Consider the following 17,559-nt stretch of genomic DNA (forward strand, 5'->3'; position numbering starts at 1 on the left):
ATAAAACTCCGCCATCAGTAGCATAAATTAGGCCGTTGGTCATACAACTAACGATCAGGCCGGATCAGCTAACGACTGTTTAAAACGTTCGGCGAGGGCTAAAAGTTCATTTTCGAGAGGGTTACGGGGGCGTTGTGAGGTTAAGCGGACATCTTCCAGCATCTGCATAGGGTGACTACTGAGTAGCAGGATACGGTCAGATAAGGTGAGTGCTTCAGTTATATCATGAGTCACATAAACTACGGTAGTCCGGCGTTTTTGCCACAGTTCACTGAGCAGTTGTCTGAGCGAGTCGGCGGCGGGAATGTCCAGCGACGAAAAAGGTTCATCCATTAGCAGGATATCCGGCTCACAGGCAAACGCCCGGGCCAGCGCTGCCCGTTTCAGCATACCGCCTGAAAGTTGGGCCGGATACTGATATTCGGCGCCGCTTAAACCCACCAGACTGAGCCAGTGTAAAGCGCTGGAGCGACGCTGTGATGTGCTGCCGTCACATACCAACATCACGTTTTCGCAAATGCTCAGCCAGGGCATCAACCTGGGTTCCTGGAACATCAGCGACACTCTGGCCGTTTTGCCGTCTGGTTTGCTGAGGCGAATCTCACCCTCAAAGTCGTTGTCGAGGCCGGCAATCAGGTTGAGCAGTGTGCTTTTACCCGCCCCTGATGGACCCAGCAGGGTAACAAACTCCCCGTTGCTAAGAGTCAGGCCGAGGTTGCGAATAACGGCGGTGGCAATCCCTGCGTCGTTTACAAATGCCTTGTTGATAATATCTACCGTGTAAGTCATCGCCACTTCAGTACCCGCCGTTCCCAGGGGCGTAAAACGCCGGCTTCCAGGGCAAAAATAATACAGGCAAAGGCCAGTGTGTAAGCCAGTACACTGGTAATATCAAAATACTGAAAGAATAACGAAAGCTGAAAACCCACGCCATCACTACAGCCGAGAAGTTCTACCACCAGGACAATCTTCCAGACCAGTGCCAGGCCCCCGCGAGCGGCGGCCAGGAAATAAGGATAAAGCTGGGGCAAGTACACTTTTACCATCGTTCTGGCTGCGGGAACCTGGTAGGCCCTGGCCACATCCAGCAAACGTTTATCAATGGCTCTGGCACCTTCGCGCATAGTGACGGCGATATTGGGGGTTTTATTCACTATTACGGCTATCAGTGCGGCCGTTTCATTTAAGCCAAACCAGATAAAACATAAAATGATGGTAACCAGTGCCGGTACATTCAGCGCCAGGGTGACCAGGCTGTCGAGCCATAAATCCAGACGTTTAAAGTGCCCCATCAATAACCCCAGCAAACTGCCAAGCAGCATAGCGAATAAATAGCTGATAGCTATACGCCGCAATGTAATGGCCAGGTGATGGGGTAACTCGCCACTGTTAATATGTTCAAGCAGGTTAGTGAGCACTGCCAATGGGGCTGGCAGCAGATCAGGCTTCAGAAGCATCACGGCGGCTTGCCAAAGCAGCATAAACACCACCATCGACAGCACACGAGTCAGGGCCGGATGATTATGCATTGCTGTCTAATGCTCGCCTAAAGCCGGACTTTGCCAGAACAGACTCTGTGGCAGACTTTCCAGTGAACCGGTTACGCGTGTGGTTCCTTCGTTTTGCTTAAGCACCCTGAATAACTTTTGCAAATCGGTAGTGATATTTTCATCGAAGCCGGTTGGGATGCCTCTCCGGTAGTGTTCAATGAGTACAGGGCGGGCACCCTCTGAATACTTGTTGGTAAACGACGGAATTAGTTGCCACACGTTATCGTCGGTATTCATTAGCGCGCGGGTGTCGAAAGACATCGCAAAGAACTGATCGATCAGTGCTTTGTTGCGGCTTGCCCAGTCTTGCTTAAAGAGCCAGCCGATAACTGGTACCTCGGCACCAATTTGCCAGCTGGCGAGTACTTCGTCCATGGTCAGTAGTGAGCGCTTGTTGTGAGTTTTCAGTTCTGCGGCGTAATGCCAGAAGTTAACTACAGCGTCGAGCTGGTCGCGCAGCATTAGCTGATTAAGCATAGGCGGAGCGGCAAATTTGATAGTCGCCTGTTGGTCAAGGTCGAAGTTAAAATGTTGCTTCGCATAGGCACTGTACAACAGCCAGTTTTTGTTGCCTTTACCGCCCGCAAAGCCGATGGTTTTACCTTGTAGATCACCCATGTCTGAAGCATTGGCTTTGGCATCAACAACCAGTTCGCCGGCAGCCGTGGAATAGGGATAAAAATGATACAGTCGCCCTTCATCGAACTGCCGTGCTGCCCATAACCAGTCGCCCACAATCATGTCTACGGCGCCGCCTTGCAAAGCAACCGAAAGGGCCTGGGGCGAGCCTAATGCCACCCGGGTTAATTTAAAACCGTATTGTTCAGGAAGTTGTTTGGCTTCTGCCAGGTCCAGCTCCCAGTTGAGGGTGCCATACTTCAGTACACCAACCCGGATTTCCGGAAGATCAGCAGCTCTTGCGCCCGACGTCACCGCGCTGCACCACAGGATGACACTACACAGTACAACTCTAATCATCATGTCTTTTTGGGAGCTATTCAGCGGTTGTTGGGTCGATCATCGTTTTGACCTGATTAATTTGGTTGGCCGGAATACCCATTTGTTCAGCATGGTCGAGGATGGCCTGTTTATCAGGTGAAATGTAAACACAGTAAATTTTGTTGTCGGTGACGTAGCTTTCCACCCATTGAATATGCGGGCCGGCATCACGTAACACACAGCAGGATTGCTGTGACGTATTTTGCAGTTGTTCAGCGCTAAGTTCACCAGCACCGGGGATTTCGCGTTCGATAATAAATTTTGGCATGGCAGACAAATCCTTCTTTTTATTGACTATAGGGTACAGAAAGGAAAAAGGTCCCCGCAGATGCGGGAACCTCGCTTACGCCAGTTATGGCAACGCTTTTAGAAAAAGCCCAGTGGGTTGATGTCGTAGCTGGTCAGCAGGTTTTTGGTTTGCTGATAGTGGTCGAGCATCATTTTGTGGTTTTCACGGCCCACACCTGATTTCTTATAACCACCAAACGCTGCGTGAGCAGGGTACGCATGGTAGCAGTTCATCCATACACGACCAGCTTCGATGCCACGGCCCATACGGTATGCAAGGTTAGTATCACGAGTCCATACACCGGCACCCAGACCGAATTCAGTATTGTTGGCAATTGCCAGCGCTTCTGCTTCGTCTTTAAAGGTGGTCACACCGACTACCGGTCCAAAAATTTCTTCCTGGAATACGCGCATGTCGTTGTTACCTTTCAGCAGTGTTGGCTGCACATAGAAACCATTGCTGAAGCCTTCTACATTGGCAGGACCGCCACCGATAAGTACTTCGGCGCCTTCTTTCTTACCAAGCTCAAGGTAGCTAAGAATTTTTTCGTACTGTTGAGCAGACGCTTGTGCACCTACCTGAGTATCGGTATCCAGTGGGTTACCACGTTTGATTTGTTGCGTACGAGCGATAACCAGAGAAATAAAGTCATCGTACATATCTTCCTGAATCAGCGCGCGTGAAGGACAAGTACATACTTCACCCTGGTTAAAGAAAGCTAATACAGTCCCTTCAACACACTTGCTCAGGAACTCATCTTCGTGCTTCATCACATCGCTGAAGTAGATGTTGGGTGATTTACCACCCAGTTCCACGGTAGAAGGAATGATATTGTCAGCAGCACATTTTAAGATGTGTGCTCCAACCGGCGTAGAACCTGTGAAGGCAATCTTAGCAATACGCTTGCTGGTAGCCAGTGCTTCACCGGCTTCTCTGCCTAAACCGTTTACCACGTTCAGTACGCCCGGCGGTAACAGGTCACCGATGATTTCCATCAGTACCAGAATAGACGCAGGTGTCTGCTCAGCTGGCTTCAGAACAATACAGTTACCGGCAGCTAAAGCCGGTGCCAGTTTCCAGGCGGCCATTAACAGCGGGAAGTTCCATGGGATGATTTGACCCACTACACCCAGCGGCTCATGGAAGTGATAGGCAATGGTGTTTTGGTCGATTTCACTGATGCCACCTTCCTGTGCACGGATACAGCCGGCAAAGTAACGGAAGTGGTCAGCGGCCAGTGGAATATCGGCATTCAGCGTTTCGCGCACGGCTTTACCGTTATCCCAGGTTTCGGCAACAGCCAAAGCTTCCAGGTTGGCTTCAATGCGGTCTGCGATTTTTAAAATCAGATTAGAACGCTGGGTTACTGATGTTTTGCCCCAAGCCGCTTTTGCTTTGTGGGCGGCATCTAATGCTAACTCAATGTCTTCTGCGGTCGAGCGAGGAATTTCGCAGAATACTTCGTTGTTAACAGGTGAAATGTTTTCGAAATACTGACCTTTAACGGGAGCAACCCACTCGCCGCCAATATAGTTGCCGTATTTTGATTTAAATGAGACGACAGAATTTTCTGTTCCAGGTGCTGCATAGATCATGTTGCTTACTCCGGTAATCAATTATAAAAGCGTTGCCAGATTGTCGGTTTTTAGGGAGATAACCTGTATCTCCCTGACCGGCACCGACTGCCGTAAGACAAGACTGTTTTCTGGCAAGGAAACAGTCAGTTACTAAAAGTTTACGATGGCACCGACAGCAACGGTTTGGGCTTCTTCCTGACCCAAAATGCCTGAGAACTCACTGGTAGAATATTCCACTGCAAAGGTCACGTTGCTGTTGTAGCCGTAGAACCAGGCAGCCTGCATACCTTCATGACCGATGTAGTCACTGTCTTCAATTTCGTTTTCGCCGTAAGACAGAACAAAACGGTTAGCATCCAGCTTGTAAGATGCCTGCAGGATATAGCCCTCGCTGTCCAGTTCGTTATAAGTGGTTGGGTCATACATGGTGACCGGTGCTAAACCCAGAGCGGCTTCTGTGGGCCCTAACAAGATGCCAATCCCTTCGCCTGTGTAGCCGGAAGCATGCAGAGACAAACCGCCAAAGCCTACTTTCAGGCCATAAGAGGTACCTGTTGAATCTACGTCACCCATCTCTGCTTCAGAGCTTTGCGACAGGAAGCCCACCCAGGCAGTCACCGATGCGTTGTCGAAAGTGCCGCTGTAAGTGACTTCACCTTCAAAACGAGGTGCGGATTCTTCGCGGTCCGCAGCACCGTTCACTGGTGATGGGTCAACGGCGGCAACCGCCACTTTAAAACCGCCACCAAAAGTCGGTGAGGTATAGCGAATTTGCGACGCCGGGGACGGATAAGTATAGCCGCTGCCGATGTTACCGAATGATACGCCCTGGCCATCAACCAGACCCAGCGTGTCATTCACGTTGCCGTAACCAAGCAGTACTTCATCTAAGAAGATGTTGTTACGGTTAAACAGAGTAAAATCTTTACCAATTAAGACCTGACCCCAGTCGGCATCAAGCGTGGCGTAAAACTGACGAACATCGATACCGGTTGAGGTAACGCCACTGTTCGAGTCGTTGATGGATACCCAGAAAGATGAGCGACCGCCCACTTTCATGTCGCCAACCTGTTTGCTGAAGTTCATACCCAGCCAGTTCGGCAGGAAACCCATTTTAACGCGAGACTGGTCTCGGTCACCGTTTGGACCGTTATCAACCGAGGTTGTGGTGTAGAATGTGTTAAATGATGCATCAACAGAAACGGTAGCCACTTCGGCATCGTCATAAATAGTGATTGCAGCATTCGCTGACGCTGAAGAGAGTGCAAGTAAGGCAACGGCTAGCGGTTTGCACGCAAATTTATTATTTTTCATGTGTAACCCTCATATATGTGTTTATTGCGTGGAGTAACACTTATCTTGCGTCCCACTGTCACTCACGATAATTGGCAACGATTCTTTGCCGTTGCTCTTTTGCATTGAGTATTGTTGAGCAGCCGGATTTTGAGTACTCCTCAATGGAGCCTTTTGAATTCAACTTTAGTCCTCTGCGGAAACTCTCCGAAAGATCTACTACCAAAGTGCTGGTGGGGAAGGGTGGTTTTGGCACTGCAATGATGTGCTACTAAAAGCCAGCGCAAAGTGTCAGTTTAGAGAGTGTTTTTTAGTGTTTTTGTTAACATAAAATGGCATCACGCTGGCATAGCCTGACTTTACCTCAACGATAAAAAGCGTAAGCTGCTAGTGTTTCGACCCGGAGTGTCGATTGATCTGTGCACATCAGCGGCATTGTGCAGACCAATTCACATTTAATAAGTAGGTCTGTTATGAAAAGAATCGTAGTCGTAGGCGGTGGCGCCGGTGGGCTTGAGTTGGTCACCCGGTTAAGTAAAACACTCGGTAAGCGCAAGCTGGCCGAAGTTATACTGGTTGACCGCAGTCGCACCCATATCTGGAAACCCCTTCTTCATGAGGTGGCTGCCGGCGTTATCAATAAAGCCTCAGACGGCGTCGACTATCGCATGCACGCCGCCCAGCATCACTACCAGTTTCAACTGGGTAACATGAGTTTTATCGACCGTGATAATAAGAGTATTTACCTGGATCCGTTATACGACGAGGATGGCCTGGAGATACTGCCGGAACGCACGGTTGAATATGATTATCTGGTTATGGCTATCGGTAGTGTAACCAATGATTTTGGCACCCTTGGGGTTAGCGAGCACTGCTATTGTCTGGATTCGTTAATTCAAGCCGAACGCTTTCACAGAGCGCTTTTAAATCAATTACTTAAAATTAATCAGGATGGCGTGACCAAGCAGAAAATTCACGTTGCTATTGTCGGGGCCGGGGCAACGGGTACCGAGTTGGCAGCGCAGTTACACCATGTGAGCAATCTGGCCAGAGCCTATGGTATGCCTGAAATGTCAGCGGATAAGCTGCAGGTCTCTATACTTGAAGCCGGTCCGCGGATCCTGCCCGCACTACCAGAACGGATTGCTGGTTCTGCGCGTCGCGCTCTTACCAAACTGGGCATTGAAGTGCGTGAGAATACTCGCGTGCAACGGGTTGATAAAGAAGGCTTTGTTACTGCTGAAGACGTGTTAATTGAAGCCGATTTAATGGTCTGGTCGGCGGGGGTTAAAGCGCCGGATTTTCTCACCGATTTAAACCTGTTTGAGTTGAATAAGGCCAACCAGATCCTGGTAACGTCGGCTCTGCAAAGTACGGTTGATACCAGCATATTTGCCATCGGCGACTGTTGTGGCGTATTGCAAAAGGATGGTAGCTGGGTACCACCGCGGGCACAGTCGGCACATCAAATGGCCAGTTTACTGGCTAAAAACCTGCAAAACCTGTTTATGCACAAGCCTATGCAGGCGTATTCGTATACCGATTACGGCTCGTTGGTGCACCTGAGTAAATACTCAACGGTGGGCAGTCTGATGGGGAAACTCAGCAACAGCACCATGTTTATCGAAGGGCGTTTAGCAAAGATGGTGTACGTGTCGCTGTATAATATGCACTTGTTCGCCGTGCATGGCTGGTTTAAGGGCTTTTTAATGCTGCTCATGCGCAAGGTAAGCAACCTGGTGACCCCAAAACTGAAACTCCACTAAGTTTAAATGCCCGGTAACGCCATTCAGTTACCGGGTAAAACCTGCCAATGGTCGTTCTGACCACCGTTAAAAAAATGTGATTTTTGTAACAAACAGCCGGACTCCAAAATGGTTTTCAAAGGCAACGATGATACGTTTTGTTGCGCAAATAATGACCTTTAATTGCCAATTCAGTAAAGAGTGTTTAACAAACGATTTTCACTCGTTTAAAGGCTTTTGAGGCTATATCACGGGCATGTTTGCTACCAAAGTACTGCCTGTTTAGTGCCTGAGTAGTAGGTGGCGGTGTGGCCACCACCTTGTTTGGAGGAAGGGGATTTATCCTGCAATAAGTTTGCTGGCAGCCGCACGATGTTGGGCCAGCAGTGCCGGCAGGTCGAGGCCGTTGATCTGACCATGGCTTACTCGCCACTGACCACCCACCATGACATGCTCGGCTCTTTCTGCGCCACACAGGATCAATGCAGCGAGCGGATCGTGTGAGCCACTGAAGCGAATATCATCAAGACTGAACAAAGCCAGGTCAGCCTGCATACCTTCAGCAATGGCACCAATGTCGGTGCGGCCAAGGACTTTGGCAGAGCCTTCGGTTGCCCAGCGTAATACCACCTCCGGGGTGATTTTTTCCGCGCCGTATTTTAAACGCTGCAGATACAGTGCCTGACGGGCTTCATACATCATGTTGGATGCGTCATTAGAGGCTGAGCCATCCACACCTAAGCCAATCGGTGCACCTGCTTCAATCAGGTCCAGCGTGGGGCAGATACCCGAAGCCAGGCGCATATTTGACACCGGACAATGACAAATACCGGTGCCAGCTGCGCCCAATCGGGCAATTTCTTCTGCATTAAAGTGAATGCCGTGGGCCAGCCAGGTGCGGTCATTGAGCCAGCCAACACTCTCAAGGTAGTCAACGGTGCGCATTCCAAATGTTTGTAAGCAGAAGTCTTCTTCATCCAGGGTTTCCGCCAGGTGCGTATGCAGGCGCACATTTTCGCGTTTAGCAAGCTGTGCGCTTTCCTGCATGATTTCCCGGGTAACCGAAAAGGGCGAGCAGGGGGCCAGGGCAATTTGAATTTGCGCCCCGGCTTCTTGTTCGTGGTACTGGCTAATTAGGCGTTCGCTATCACGAATAATGGCTTCACCGGTTTGTACGGTGTGCTGTGGTGGTAAGCCGCCGTCTTTCTCACCAAGACTCATAGAGCCACGGGTTAACATGGCGCGCATCCCTAATTGCCTGACCACGTCAACCTGAACGTCGATAGCGTTATCGAGGCCCTGGGGGAACAGATAATGATGATCGGCGGCAGTGGTACAGCCGGATAATAACAATTCTGCCATGGCCACCCGAGTGGCCAGATGCAAGGCGTCCGGTGTTAGCCGTGCCCATACCGGATACAATGTTTTAAGCCACGGGAACAAAGGCTCGTTAACCACTGGCGCCCAGGCCCGGGTCAGCGTTTGATAAAAGTGGTGATGGGTATTGATAAGACCAGGTAAAATCACCAGACCAGAGGCATCAAAAACCTCATCGCAGGGACTGTCCGGGGCGTCATGGTTAAACAGTAATGCGTCGATTTTACCGTTGTTAATTACCAGGCCGGTAACCGGTTGAGACTGGTCCGGGGCAAAGACAAATAGCGGGGATTTTATCCAGATGCGCTGTGCTGCAGACATAGCTTTGGCTCCAAAAAATTAAGTTAATGGTAATGCCAGCTCAGTTATGCCCTGTCTGCTGATCCAGGAGAATTCGATTCGGCAGGTATTTTACCGAATCAGTTGCAAATGAAAACCCCGTTAACGGTGCATGGGGTCAGATTTCTAATTGTGACATTAACTCAACCAGCTGTTTGACGCCGTTGCTGATGTTTTCGAGGCCTTCGACAGTGAGTGTGAATTTGTCGGTTCCGGCCAATGCCTGGTCTGACCGAACCCCCAGTTTGCTGTCCATGGCGTCGGTGAGTTCACTATTCCTGTTGACGATTTCGGTAATCGACTTGGTGACCGTCGCCGTACTTTCGGCAAGGTTGCGTACTTCGTCTGCGACCACAGAAAATCCTCGCCCGTGCTCGCCGGCCCGGGCTGCTTCGATGGCCGCATTGAGGGCCAACAGGTTGGTTTGTTCCGCTATACCCTGAATAGTGACTACCATGTCGGTGACTTTTGTGGATTGCTCAGATAGCAAGCGGCCGTCCTTGGCAATTTGTTTCAGGTTATCGGCAATTTTCACCGCCGAGGTAATTGCTTCGCTAAGTACTTCCACCGCGTTACGGGTGATGGTGGAGGTTTGTTCTGAGGTCGCCGCCGCCATATTAATGGCTTGTTGGGTTTTGTTGATGCGGTCGGTGATGTCGGTGGCAAACTTGATGACCTTTACAACCTTGCCGTTGCTATCTTTCACCGGATTATAAGTGGCTTCCAATGATTAAATTTGTATATTTCACTGTCATGGGTATTAAAAAATAGACTCAGGTATGTATTTTGATATCCATATTTCCCCCGGGTGTCATTCAGGTATTTTTAACTCTCTGAATTGCCTTTATGTTTTGGCAGTGGGCAGATGCCTTCATTGGCGCGGGATTTTTTACTGGCTTATTCTATAAAACAGAATGAATCGTTTAATTAATAGATAAAGCTAAATTTCCTTATTCGCGTAAGAATAGGTCAAGCACATCTACTCCTTCAGACAACAAAAGGAATCTGTTATGAATAAACGACTCTCCGCTATGCTTGTAAGTGCACTGTTTAGTGTTTCGGCATTTGCTGCGCCAACCAGCTATTCAGTAGACCCGACCCATACCTTTGCTGTGGCTTCCTGGAGTCATTTCGGTTTCTCTACGCCTACCGCAGTGTTTGCTGGCGCTGAGGGAACGGTAAATTATGATCCGGAGAAGCCAGCCCAAAGCTCAATCGCTATTTCAGTGAGTATCGAAACCGTTGATACCTTTGTTGAAAAGTTAACCGAAGAGTTTCTCGGTGAAGAATGGTTTGATGCAGCTAATTACCCGAAGGCCACTTTTGTGAGCACCAAAGTTGTGCCAAAAGGCGATAATAAATTTGCTGTTACCGGCGATCTGACTATCAAAGGCACGACCAAAACTGTCACTATGGACGCGACTCTGAATGGCATGGGCGAACACCCTATGTCGAAAAAGCAGGCTATCGGTTTTGATGCAGAAACAGTTATTAAACGTTCAGATTTTGGTATCGACCAGTATGTACCTTACGTAGGTGATGAAATTACACTGCGTCTGACCACCGAAGCGCAGGCTAAATAGTTTTTTCGCAGAGTGTTTATTCTTCACATCCTCAACACTCTGGGCGGTAGCAAGGGTTTCGACCGGCGCTACCGCATTTTACGATGGATTGGGTAATTCGGCGCAAATACTATTCCGTTGGTCGGTAAAAAGCTTTCCTACGGAACTAATGCGATCCATGCTGTCTCTAATCCTCTGTGATTATCAACAGGTAATATGGCAATGAACTGGTTAAGATTATTAGTAGTGATGGTGGCAATGGTGGGGTGCCCCGCTGTTAGTACCGTGCTGCACAATGATCAGGCCGCCAGCGTTAAAGCGGTCGACGTTCAGGACCTAATTGTTGATGTCAGTACAGCAGAAAACGCTGTATTTACTGACGAAAATGATACTGACTTTGATGGTTACCTTCCTCCAGTTGCATCAACGGTAACGACCCCAGTTGTTCGGGATGCCTTCTTTTATCAAAGTCACAATCACCCAACCTACCCGACTTCTCACGGTATCAGAGCCCCGCCTTTTTTAAGTTAATTTTCGCTTTTCTGCGTCGTGCAATGGTGCACATCAGACGCTTACAAATTAACTTATTGAGGATAATGCTATGCATAATTTAACCCTTTGCAAAACCGAAGCTATTGATACCCTTGCTCACCCTGAAGTGTTTGAACATATTGAACTGCAATCGTCAGCATTAAGTATTTTTACTGACTTTCATGAACATCAGCCATTGGTAATTGACGGTAATGTGAAAGCCGTTGAGCTCGAAAAACTCATGCGCCAGTCTCACGTTAAAATGAAACTGGTACTGGACCAACGGGAACAATTTGTTGGTATTGTGACCCTGGCTGATATCACGGAACAGAAAATACTACAGCGAGTGGCTCAGTTAGGTATTCCCCGCACCGAGTTGCTGGTGGTCGATATGATGCAACCTAAGTCTATGTTGCAGGCCTTTGATTATAACGAGCTCAAAATGTCCAGTGTGTCCGATGTGGTTAATGCGCTGTGTGAGAATGGCGCTATGCACTGTCTGGTGATTGATAAGGTAGGGCATGAAATCCGCGGGGTGATCAGCGTTAGTGATATTGCCCGTATCCTGCGTGTGCCGCTGGATATTCAAACTCAGCCTTCTTTTGCTGCACTCTCGCATATTATTGCCGCCTAATCACTTCTTGCCTGTTCGCGACAACCCTGTGTCGCGGCAGGCCCGCTTTTGCTACACTGAAATCCGGTTCGCTTACGGAGTGACAATATGGATATCAGGTACATTAAACAGCACGGTGATTTTGTCTTAACCATGGTAAATGACATTGTGTTGGTGAATGCCAAAGGTCCATGGAACACAGAATGTGTGGAAAACTTCGGGCTGACCTACGCCGGAACGGTATATAAAAGTGGTCAGCTACGCTGGGCCGATATTGTCATGCTCTCTGGTGAAAGCCTGTTAGTGCCAGAGGCTGAGCGGGCACTAACAGAACGCATTGGCAGAGCTGTCGCGGCCGGACTGGGGCAGGTGTACATAGTAACTGAAAAGTCGCGAACCGCGGCCACTTCGGTCAGGCAAATCAAAAAAATCTATGCGCCTCATAGCCTCAGCATGGAATTTGTCTCGGATCTGGACATGGCAATTACCCTCGCTCGCACCGCAGGTTTTGCCGTGGATGCTGAGCAGATTCGGGCGTTCTTCGCCTGAATCGCAATGTATCCCCTGCGTCACTCTGCGTCAGTGAGGCGAGTCATCCTCGCGTTACCTCATGATTACTGCTGCTTAATTCCACTTTCTGAAAAAAACATTGAACAGTTTTGGGGCTTCCTCACGTATAGAAAAACTGTCGGGGTTTTCCAGATATTCCATGGCAATACCGCGTATAAAACAACTGAGTGCCAGAGTCATGGTTTCTGGATCCAGATCAGCCGATAAGGTGCCTTTGGACTGGGCTTTTTCGAAGAACTTAGACAGGGCTTCACTCTTTTCCTGGCGGGCATCAAAGGTTCGCTCCTGGCATACCTGCAGATTTCCGGTGTAGTCACATTTTAGTAAAAAAAGTGAAAGAACACGGCGCAGGTAAAGGTCATCTTCTAAACGGGTGACCAGTTCAATACAGAAGCTTTTCAGGCTTTGTAGCGGATCGTCGTCGGTATTCTCCAGCCCGTCTACTAAGTCTTGTATAAAAGGGCGATGAAGCTCATCGTGAAGAGCCATAAAGATGTCAGTTTTGTTTTTGAAATGCCAGTAAACGGCACCCCGTGTAACATTTGCAGCTTTAGCAATTTGTTCCAGAGTAGCCCGGGCTACGCCTTTTTCGGTAAAGACGTCTACTGCAGCTTCCAGAATGGCATTTCTGGTTTGTTCGGCTTCTTCTTTCGTTCGTCGCATATTCTGACTTTTTGGGCTGATTGACAACATACATACATGAATGTATTTTAAACTATAACTTACAGAGCCTTTTGTCCAGCTTTCCTGTCAAGTAGTCCTCAGGAACCATTAAAGTAAAGTAAAAGTATTTATGATCAAAAAATTGGTAATAGCAGCAATATCGATTATTGCAATATCAGGTTGTTCACAGGAGCCTGCTCCTCAAGCCGCCGGTGGTGGCCAACAGCCGCCTCCTACTGTTTCTGTTCTCGAGGTTGTTCTTCAACCGGTTGAGAATACCGTTACTTTGCCTGGCCGTGTGAGTCCTTTAAGGCAGTCACAGGTGCGTCCTCAGGTAGAAGGAGTGATTACCGAGCGCTTGTTTGAAGAAGGGGCATTTGTTGAGCAAGGTCAGCAACTGTATCAAATTGATGATTCCCGTTACGCTGCCCAGTTAGCCAGCGCCAAGGCTGATGTTAAAAGCGCCGAAGCGAATCGTAAAACACTGGAAGCGCGCTCAGAACGTTATAAGGGACTGCTGGATAAAAACGCGGTCAGCCAACAGGAATACGATGATGCAGTGGCCCAGGCAGCACAGGCCGATGCACAGATTTCTGTTGCTCAGGCGGCTGTGGCACTGGCACAGGTAGATTTGGAGTTCACTAAAGTTTACGCGCCCATCAGCGGTCAAATCAGCCGTTCCTATGTAACCGTAGGGGCACTGGTCACCTCTAACCAAACCCAACAGCTAGCCACCATCACCCAGTTAGACCCCATCTACGTTGACATGCAACAATCGGGTAAAGGGGTGCTCAAACTGCGTCGCGCGATGCAGGAGAGTGGCACGTTGCCCGTAACGTTAGTGCTCGACGATATGACCGGCGAAAGCTATGAACACGAGGGTAAGCTGAAATTTTCCGAAGTCACGGTTGATGAAACAACCGGTGCGGTAGCCCTTCGTGCAGAGTTCCCTAATCCTGAATCGCTGCTGATGCCAGGGCTATTTACCAAAGCGCGGGTGAGTATTTCCAACACCGAAGAGCTGTTGGTACCGCAGCGTGCCGCTACCCGCCAGCCCGATACGTCGCTGTCGGTGATGGTGGTTAATGCTCAGAACGAAGTTGAAGCGCGTACCATTGCCATTTCGGGCACCTATGGTGATCAATACATTGTGACCAGCGGCATTTCAGCCGGTGACAAAGTCATCGTTGCCGGTTACCAGAAGGTCAGACCGGGTGCACAGGTCAATACCAAACCATGGCAGCCTCAGGGCTAACGCGCTTTAACTAATTCAGGAAATCATCTTATATGGCACGTTTTTTTATAGACCGCCCGGTGTTTGCCTGGGTACTTGCGATCATCGTAATGATGGCGGGTATTCTGTCAATTAGCGAGCTTCCCATTGAGCAGTATCCCAAGGTTGCACCGCCATCGGTAACGATCAGCGCCGCCTATCCCGGGGCCTCGGCTGAAACCATTGAAAACACGGTCACCCAGGTTATTGAGCAGAGCCTGACAGGTATCGACAATTTACGCTATTTCATTTCCAGTAGTGAAAATGCGCGGATGTCGATTACCCTGACCTTTGAGCCGGGTACCGATCCTGATATCGCCCAGGTGCAAACGCAGAACAAGTTACAGTCGTCCATGTCGTTGCTGCCTACTCAGGTGCAACAGCAGGGCGTTACCGTGAATAAGTCCAACGACGCGTTTGCTGTAGTGGTTGGCTTTTATTCCAAAGACGGCAGCCTGTCTCAGTTTGACCTGAGTGATATGCTGGTGTCGCAGTTTCAGGATCAGATTGCGCGGGTGAACGGCGTGGGTAACCTGCGGGTATTCGGCGCGCAGCGCTCTATGCGTATCTGGCTGGACCCGGATAAACTGTACAGTTATAACCTCACGCCGGTGGATGTGCGGGCCGCAGTACAAACGCAAAACACCGACATTTCAGCGGGTCAGTTAGGCGGTATGCCCGCCGTAGAAGGCCAGCAGATTAACGCTACCATTACCGCACAGTCGCTGTTAAAAACGGCCGAAGATTTCGAAAACATTGTGCTGCGGGTAAATACCGACGGCTCCCAGGTACGTTTAAGAGACGTCGCCAAGGTCGAACTGGGCTCGGAGAACTACAGCTACATTGCGCGCTATAAGCGCCGACCAGCTTCGGGTATGGCGGTAAGCCTGGCTAGTGGTGCTAACGCTCTGGATACCATTGAAGCGGTTAAACAGCGGGTAGAGGAACTGGCGGTTAATCTGCCTGACAGTGTAGAAATTGTATATCCGGTAGATTCTTCACCGTTTATCAAGCTGTCGATTACCTCGGTGGTAAAAACCCTGGTCGAAGCGGTGGTACTGGTATTCTTCGTCATGCTGTTATTCCTGCAAAACTGGCGTGCAACGCTGGTCCCCACCATTGCCGTACCGGTAGTACTGTTGGGTACCTTTGCCGTACTGTATGCCTTTGGTTTCAGTATCAACGTACTGACCATGTTTGCCATGGTACTGGCTATCGGCCTGCTGGTGGATGACGCCATCGTGGTGGTGGAAAACGTCGAACGTCTGATGGAAGAAGAAGGCCTCGACGCCAAAGAAGCCACCAAAAAATCCATGACGCAAATCTCCAGTGCACTGGTAGGGATAGCGGTAGTGCTGTCTACGGTATTTGTTCCCATGGCATTCTTTAGTGGCTCGGCTGGTTCAATCTACCGTCAGTTCTCTATTACCATTGTATCGGCAATGACGTTCTCGGTACTGGTTGCCATTATTCTGTCTCCCACGTTGTGTGTGGCCCTGCTACGCAGAGAAGATGTTGAAAACAAGAAAGATCGCGGCTTCTTTGGCTGGTTTAACCGGTTCTTCAATAAAGGGCGTGATAACTACGGTAAAATCTCTTCCGGCATTGCTCACCGCGTAAAACGTTCATTGTTGGTTTATGGATTGCTGGTTGTCGGTATGGGCGCTATTTTCACCCAACTGCCCGGCGCGTTCCTACCCGATGAGGATCAGGGCAACATCATGGTACTGGTGAATGCACCTGCCGGTGCTACGGCGGGTCGTACTCTGGAATCGGTTAAACAGGTCGAAGATTTCTTCCTGGAGCAGAAAAGTGAAGCCGTTAAAGACATCTTTACCATTGTCGGTTTTAGTTTTGCCGGTGCTGCACAAAACTCAGGTATGGGCTTTGTGCACCTGGTTGACTGGGAAAAACGTGACGAATCACAGAGTGCGTTCTCGATTATTGGTCAGGCCTTTGGTGCCTTATCACAAATTCAGGATGCCAGCGTATTCCCCATTTTACCGCCGCCTATTCGTGAGCTGGGTAACGCTACCGGTTTTGACTTTCAGTTAGTTGACCGTGCTGGTAATGGCCACGAGGCATTAATGAATGCGCGTAATCAATTCCTTGGCATGGCCGCACAGAATCCAAAGCTGGTGGGTGTGCGTCCTAATGGTCTGAGCGATGTGCCGGAGTTTAAAGTCAATATCGACAATGAGAAGGCCTCTGCATTAGGGCTGTCACTGAGTGATATCAACAATACGCTGAGCATTGCCTGGGGTTCTGCTTACGTAAACGACTTTATCGACAAAGGCCGTATTAAGCGGGTCTATATGCAGGCCGGTGCACCGTATCGGATGGACCCGGAAGATCTGGATAAATGGTTCGTGCGCAATAACGACGGCGATATGGTGGCGTTCAGCGCATTCTCTACTGTTGAATGGAACTACGGTTCACCTAAGCTTGAGCGCTTCAATGGTATTTCCTCAGTGAACATCCAGGGCAGCCCGGCAGAAGGCATTTCTACCGGTGAAGCCATGGCAGAAGCCGAGCGCTTAGTCGGCCAGCTGCCGGCCGGTTTTGGTCTTGAATGGTCGGGCATGTCTTATGAAGAACAGGCCGCAGGTTCACAGGCCCCCATGCTGTATGCATTGTCGATTATCGTGGTTTTCCTGTGTCTGGCGGCACTGTATGAAAGTTGGGTCGTGCCCTTTGCCGTATTACTGGTGGTGCCTCTGGGGATCTTCGGTTCGGTAGTGGCTGCCTATATCTTTGGCTTGCCGAACGACGTGTATCTTCAGGTGGCTTTCCTGACTACCGTGGGGCTCGCCTCGAAGAACGCGATCCTGATTGTGGAATTTGCCAAAGAGCTCTACGACAACGGTACGCCTATATTTGAAGCGGTGATCACCGCGGCGGAACAGCGTTTCCGGCCAATCCTGATGACCTCAATGGCGTTTATTCTGGGTGTCACGCCGCTGGCTATTGCTACCGGTGCAGGGTCTGAAAGTCAGAACGCTATTGGTATAGCTGTAATGGGCGGGATGTTTGCCGCTACCTTCCTGGCTATCTTCTTCGTGCCCATGTTCTACGTAATGGTAGTTAAGTGGTTTGGCGCTAAACGTCACCCACACGAGGAAGACACCAAACAGGAAAGCTAACTGCTTCATCCGATAAAAAAAGCCCCGCTGATGCG

16 protein-coding genes are annotated in these 17,559 nt (G+C 49.6%); 7 read left to right on the plus strand and 9 right to left on the minus strand.

What is annotated here, in order from left to right:
* Positions 1–54: 54 nt before the first annotated feature.
* From AC27IB_RS13475 to AC27IB_RS13500, 6 genes are all read right to left on the minus strand, one after another.
* Positions 55–789 (minus strand): ABC transporter ATP-binding protein, encoded by a 735-nt coding sequence (locus tag AC27IB_RS13475; protein WP_487121542.1) that lies wholly within the window; start codon positions 787–789, stop codon positions 55–57.
* Positions 786–1,529 (minus strand): ABC transporter permease, encoded by a 744-nt coding sequence (locus tag AC27IB_RS13480; protein ID WP_487121518.1) that lies wholly within the window; start codon positions 1,527–1,529, stop codon positions 786–788. The genes AC27IB_RS13475 and AC27IB_RS13480 overlap by 4 nt, the downstream gene beginning before the upstream one ends.
* A 6-nt stretch (positions 1,530–1,535) precedes the next feature.
* Entirely contained in the window at positions 1,536–2,531 is a 996-nt protein-coding gene (locus tag AC27IB_RS13485) for an ABC transporter substrate-binding protein (RefSeq protein WP_487121520.1), read from the minus strand.
* Between the two features lie 13 nt (positions 2,532–2,544).
* Positions 2,545–2,817, minus strand: coding sequence for a DUF4242 domain-containing protein (locus AC27IB_RS13490; RefSeq protein WP_105936961.1), 273 nt, complete (start codon positions 2,815–2,817; stop codon positions 2,545–2,547).
* Positions 2,818–2,915: 98 nt separating this feature from the next.
* Positions 2,916–4,433: an acetaldehyde dehydrogenase ExaC gene (gene exaC, locus AC27IB_RS13495; RefSeq protein WP_105936962.1), complete on the minus strand. Its 1,518-nt coding sequence runs from the start codon at positions 4,431–4,433 to the stop codon at positions 2,916–2,918.
* Positions 4,434–4,565: 132 nt separating this feature from the next.
* Positions 4,566–5,729, minus strand: coding sequence for a porin (locus AC27IB_RS13500; RefSeq protein WP_487121523.1), 1,164 nt, complete (start codon positions 5,727–5,729; stop codon positions 4,566–4,568).
* A gap of 452 nt (positions 5,730–6,181) precedes the next feature.
* Between AC27IB_RS13500 and AC27IB_RS13505 the strand changes: the two genes are divergently transcribed.
* Positions 6,182–7,474 (plus strand): NAD(P)/FAD-dependent oxidoreductase, encoded by a 1,293-nt coding sequence (locus AC27IB_RS13505; RefSeq protein WP_487121525.1) that lies wholly within the window; start codon positions 6,182–6,184, stop codon positions 7,472–7,474.
* 318 nt (positions 7,475–7,792) lie between these two features.
* Here AC27IB_RS13505 and AC27IB_RS13510 read toward each other — a convergent pair whose 3' ends face one another.
* Both AC27IB_RS13510 and AC27IB_RS13515 read right to left on the minus strand, forming a co-directional pair.
* Positions 7,793–9,151, minus strand: a complete 1,359-nt coding sequence (locus AC27IB_RS13510; protein WP_487121527.1) for an 8-oxoguanine deaminase — start codon at positions 9,149–9,151, stop codon at positions 7,793–7,795.
* Positions 9,152–9,287: 136 nt separating this feature from the next.
* Positions 9,288–9,785, minus strand: a complete 498-nt coding sequence (locus AC27IB_RS13515) for a methyl-accepting chemotaxis protein (RefSeq protein ID WP_487121544.1) — start codon at positions 9,783–9,785, stop codon at positions 9,288–9,290.
* Between the two features lie 394 nt (positions 9,786–10,179).
* On the opposite strand from AC27IB_RS13515, the gene AC27IB_RS13520 reads away from it, so the two are divergent.
* From AC27IB_RS13520 to AC27IB_RS13535, 4 genes are all read left to right on the plus strand, one after another.
* Entirely contained in the window at positions 10,180–10,752 is a 573-nt protein-coding gene (locus AC27IB_RS13520; protein WP_296051362.1) for a YceI family protein, read from the plus strand.
* Between the two features lie 201 nt (positions 10,753–10,953).
* Positions 10,954–11,262, plus strand: a complete 309-nt coding sequence (locus AC27IB_RS13525) for a hypothetical protein (RefSeq protein ID WP_296051360.1) — start codon at positions 10,954–10,956, stop codon at positions 11,260–11,262.
* A 70-nt stretch (positions 11,263–11,332) separates the two neighbouring features.
* A complete protein-coding gene (locus tag AC27IB_RS13530) occupies positions 11,333–11,896 on the plus strand; it encodes a CBS domain-containing protein (protein WP_487121530.1) in 564 nt (187 codons plus the stop codon).
* Between the two features lie 87 nt (positions 11,897–11,983).
* Positions 11,984–12,424 (plus strand): hypothetical protein, encoded by a 441-nt coding sequence (locus AC27IB_RS13535; protein WP_487121532.1) that lies wholly within the window; start codon positions 11,984–11,986, stop codon positions 12,422–12,424.
* 75 nt (positions 12,425–12,499) lie between these two features.
* On the opposite strand, the gene AC27IB_RS13540 is transcribed toward AC27IB_RS13535, so the two are convergent.
* A complete protein-coding gene (locus AC27IB_RS13540) occupies positions 12,500–13,108 on the minus strand; it encodes a TetR family transcriptional regulator (RefSeq protein WP_487121534.1) in 609 nt (202 codons plus the stop codon).
* Between the two features lie 130 nt (positions 13,109–13,238).
* Between AC27IB_RS13540 and AC27IB_RS13545 the strand changes: the two genes are divergently transcribed.
* Both AC27IB_RS13545 and AC27IB_RS13550 read left to right on the plus strand, forming a co-directional pair.
* Positions 13,239–14,363, plus strand: coding sequence for an efflux RND transporter periplasmic adaptor subunit (locus AC27IB_RS13545; RefSeq protein WP_296051351.1), 1,125 nt, complete (start codon positions 13,239–13,241; stop codon positions 14,361–14,363).
* Between the two features lie 32 nt (positions 14,364–14,395).
* A complete protein-coding gene (locus tag AC27IB_RS13550; protein ID WP_487121536.1) occupies positions 14,396–17,524 on the plus strand; it encodes an efflux RND transporter permease subunit in 3,129 nt (1,042 codons plus the stop codon).
* Positions 17,525–17,559: the final 35 nt, after the last annotated feature.

Source organism: Alteromonas sp. 4NH20-0104 (assembly GCF_057547795.1).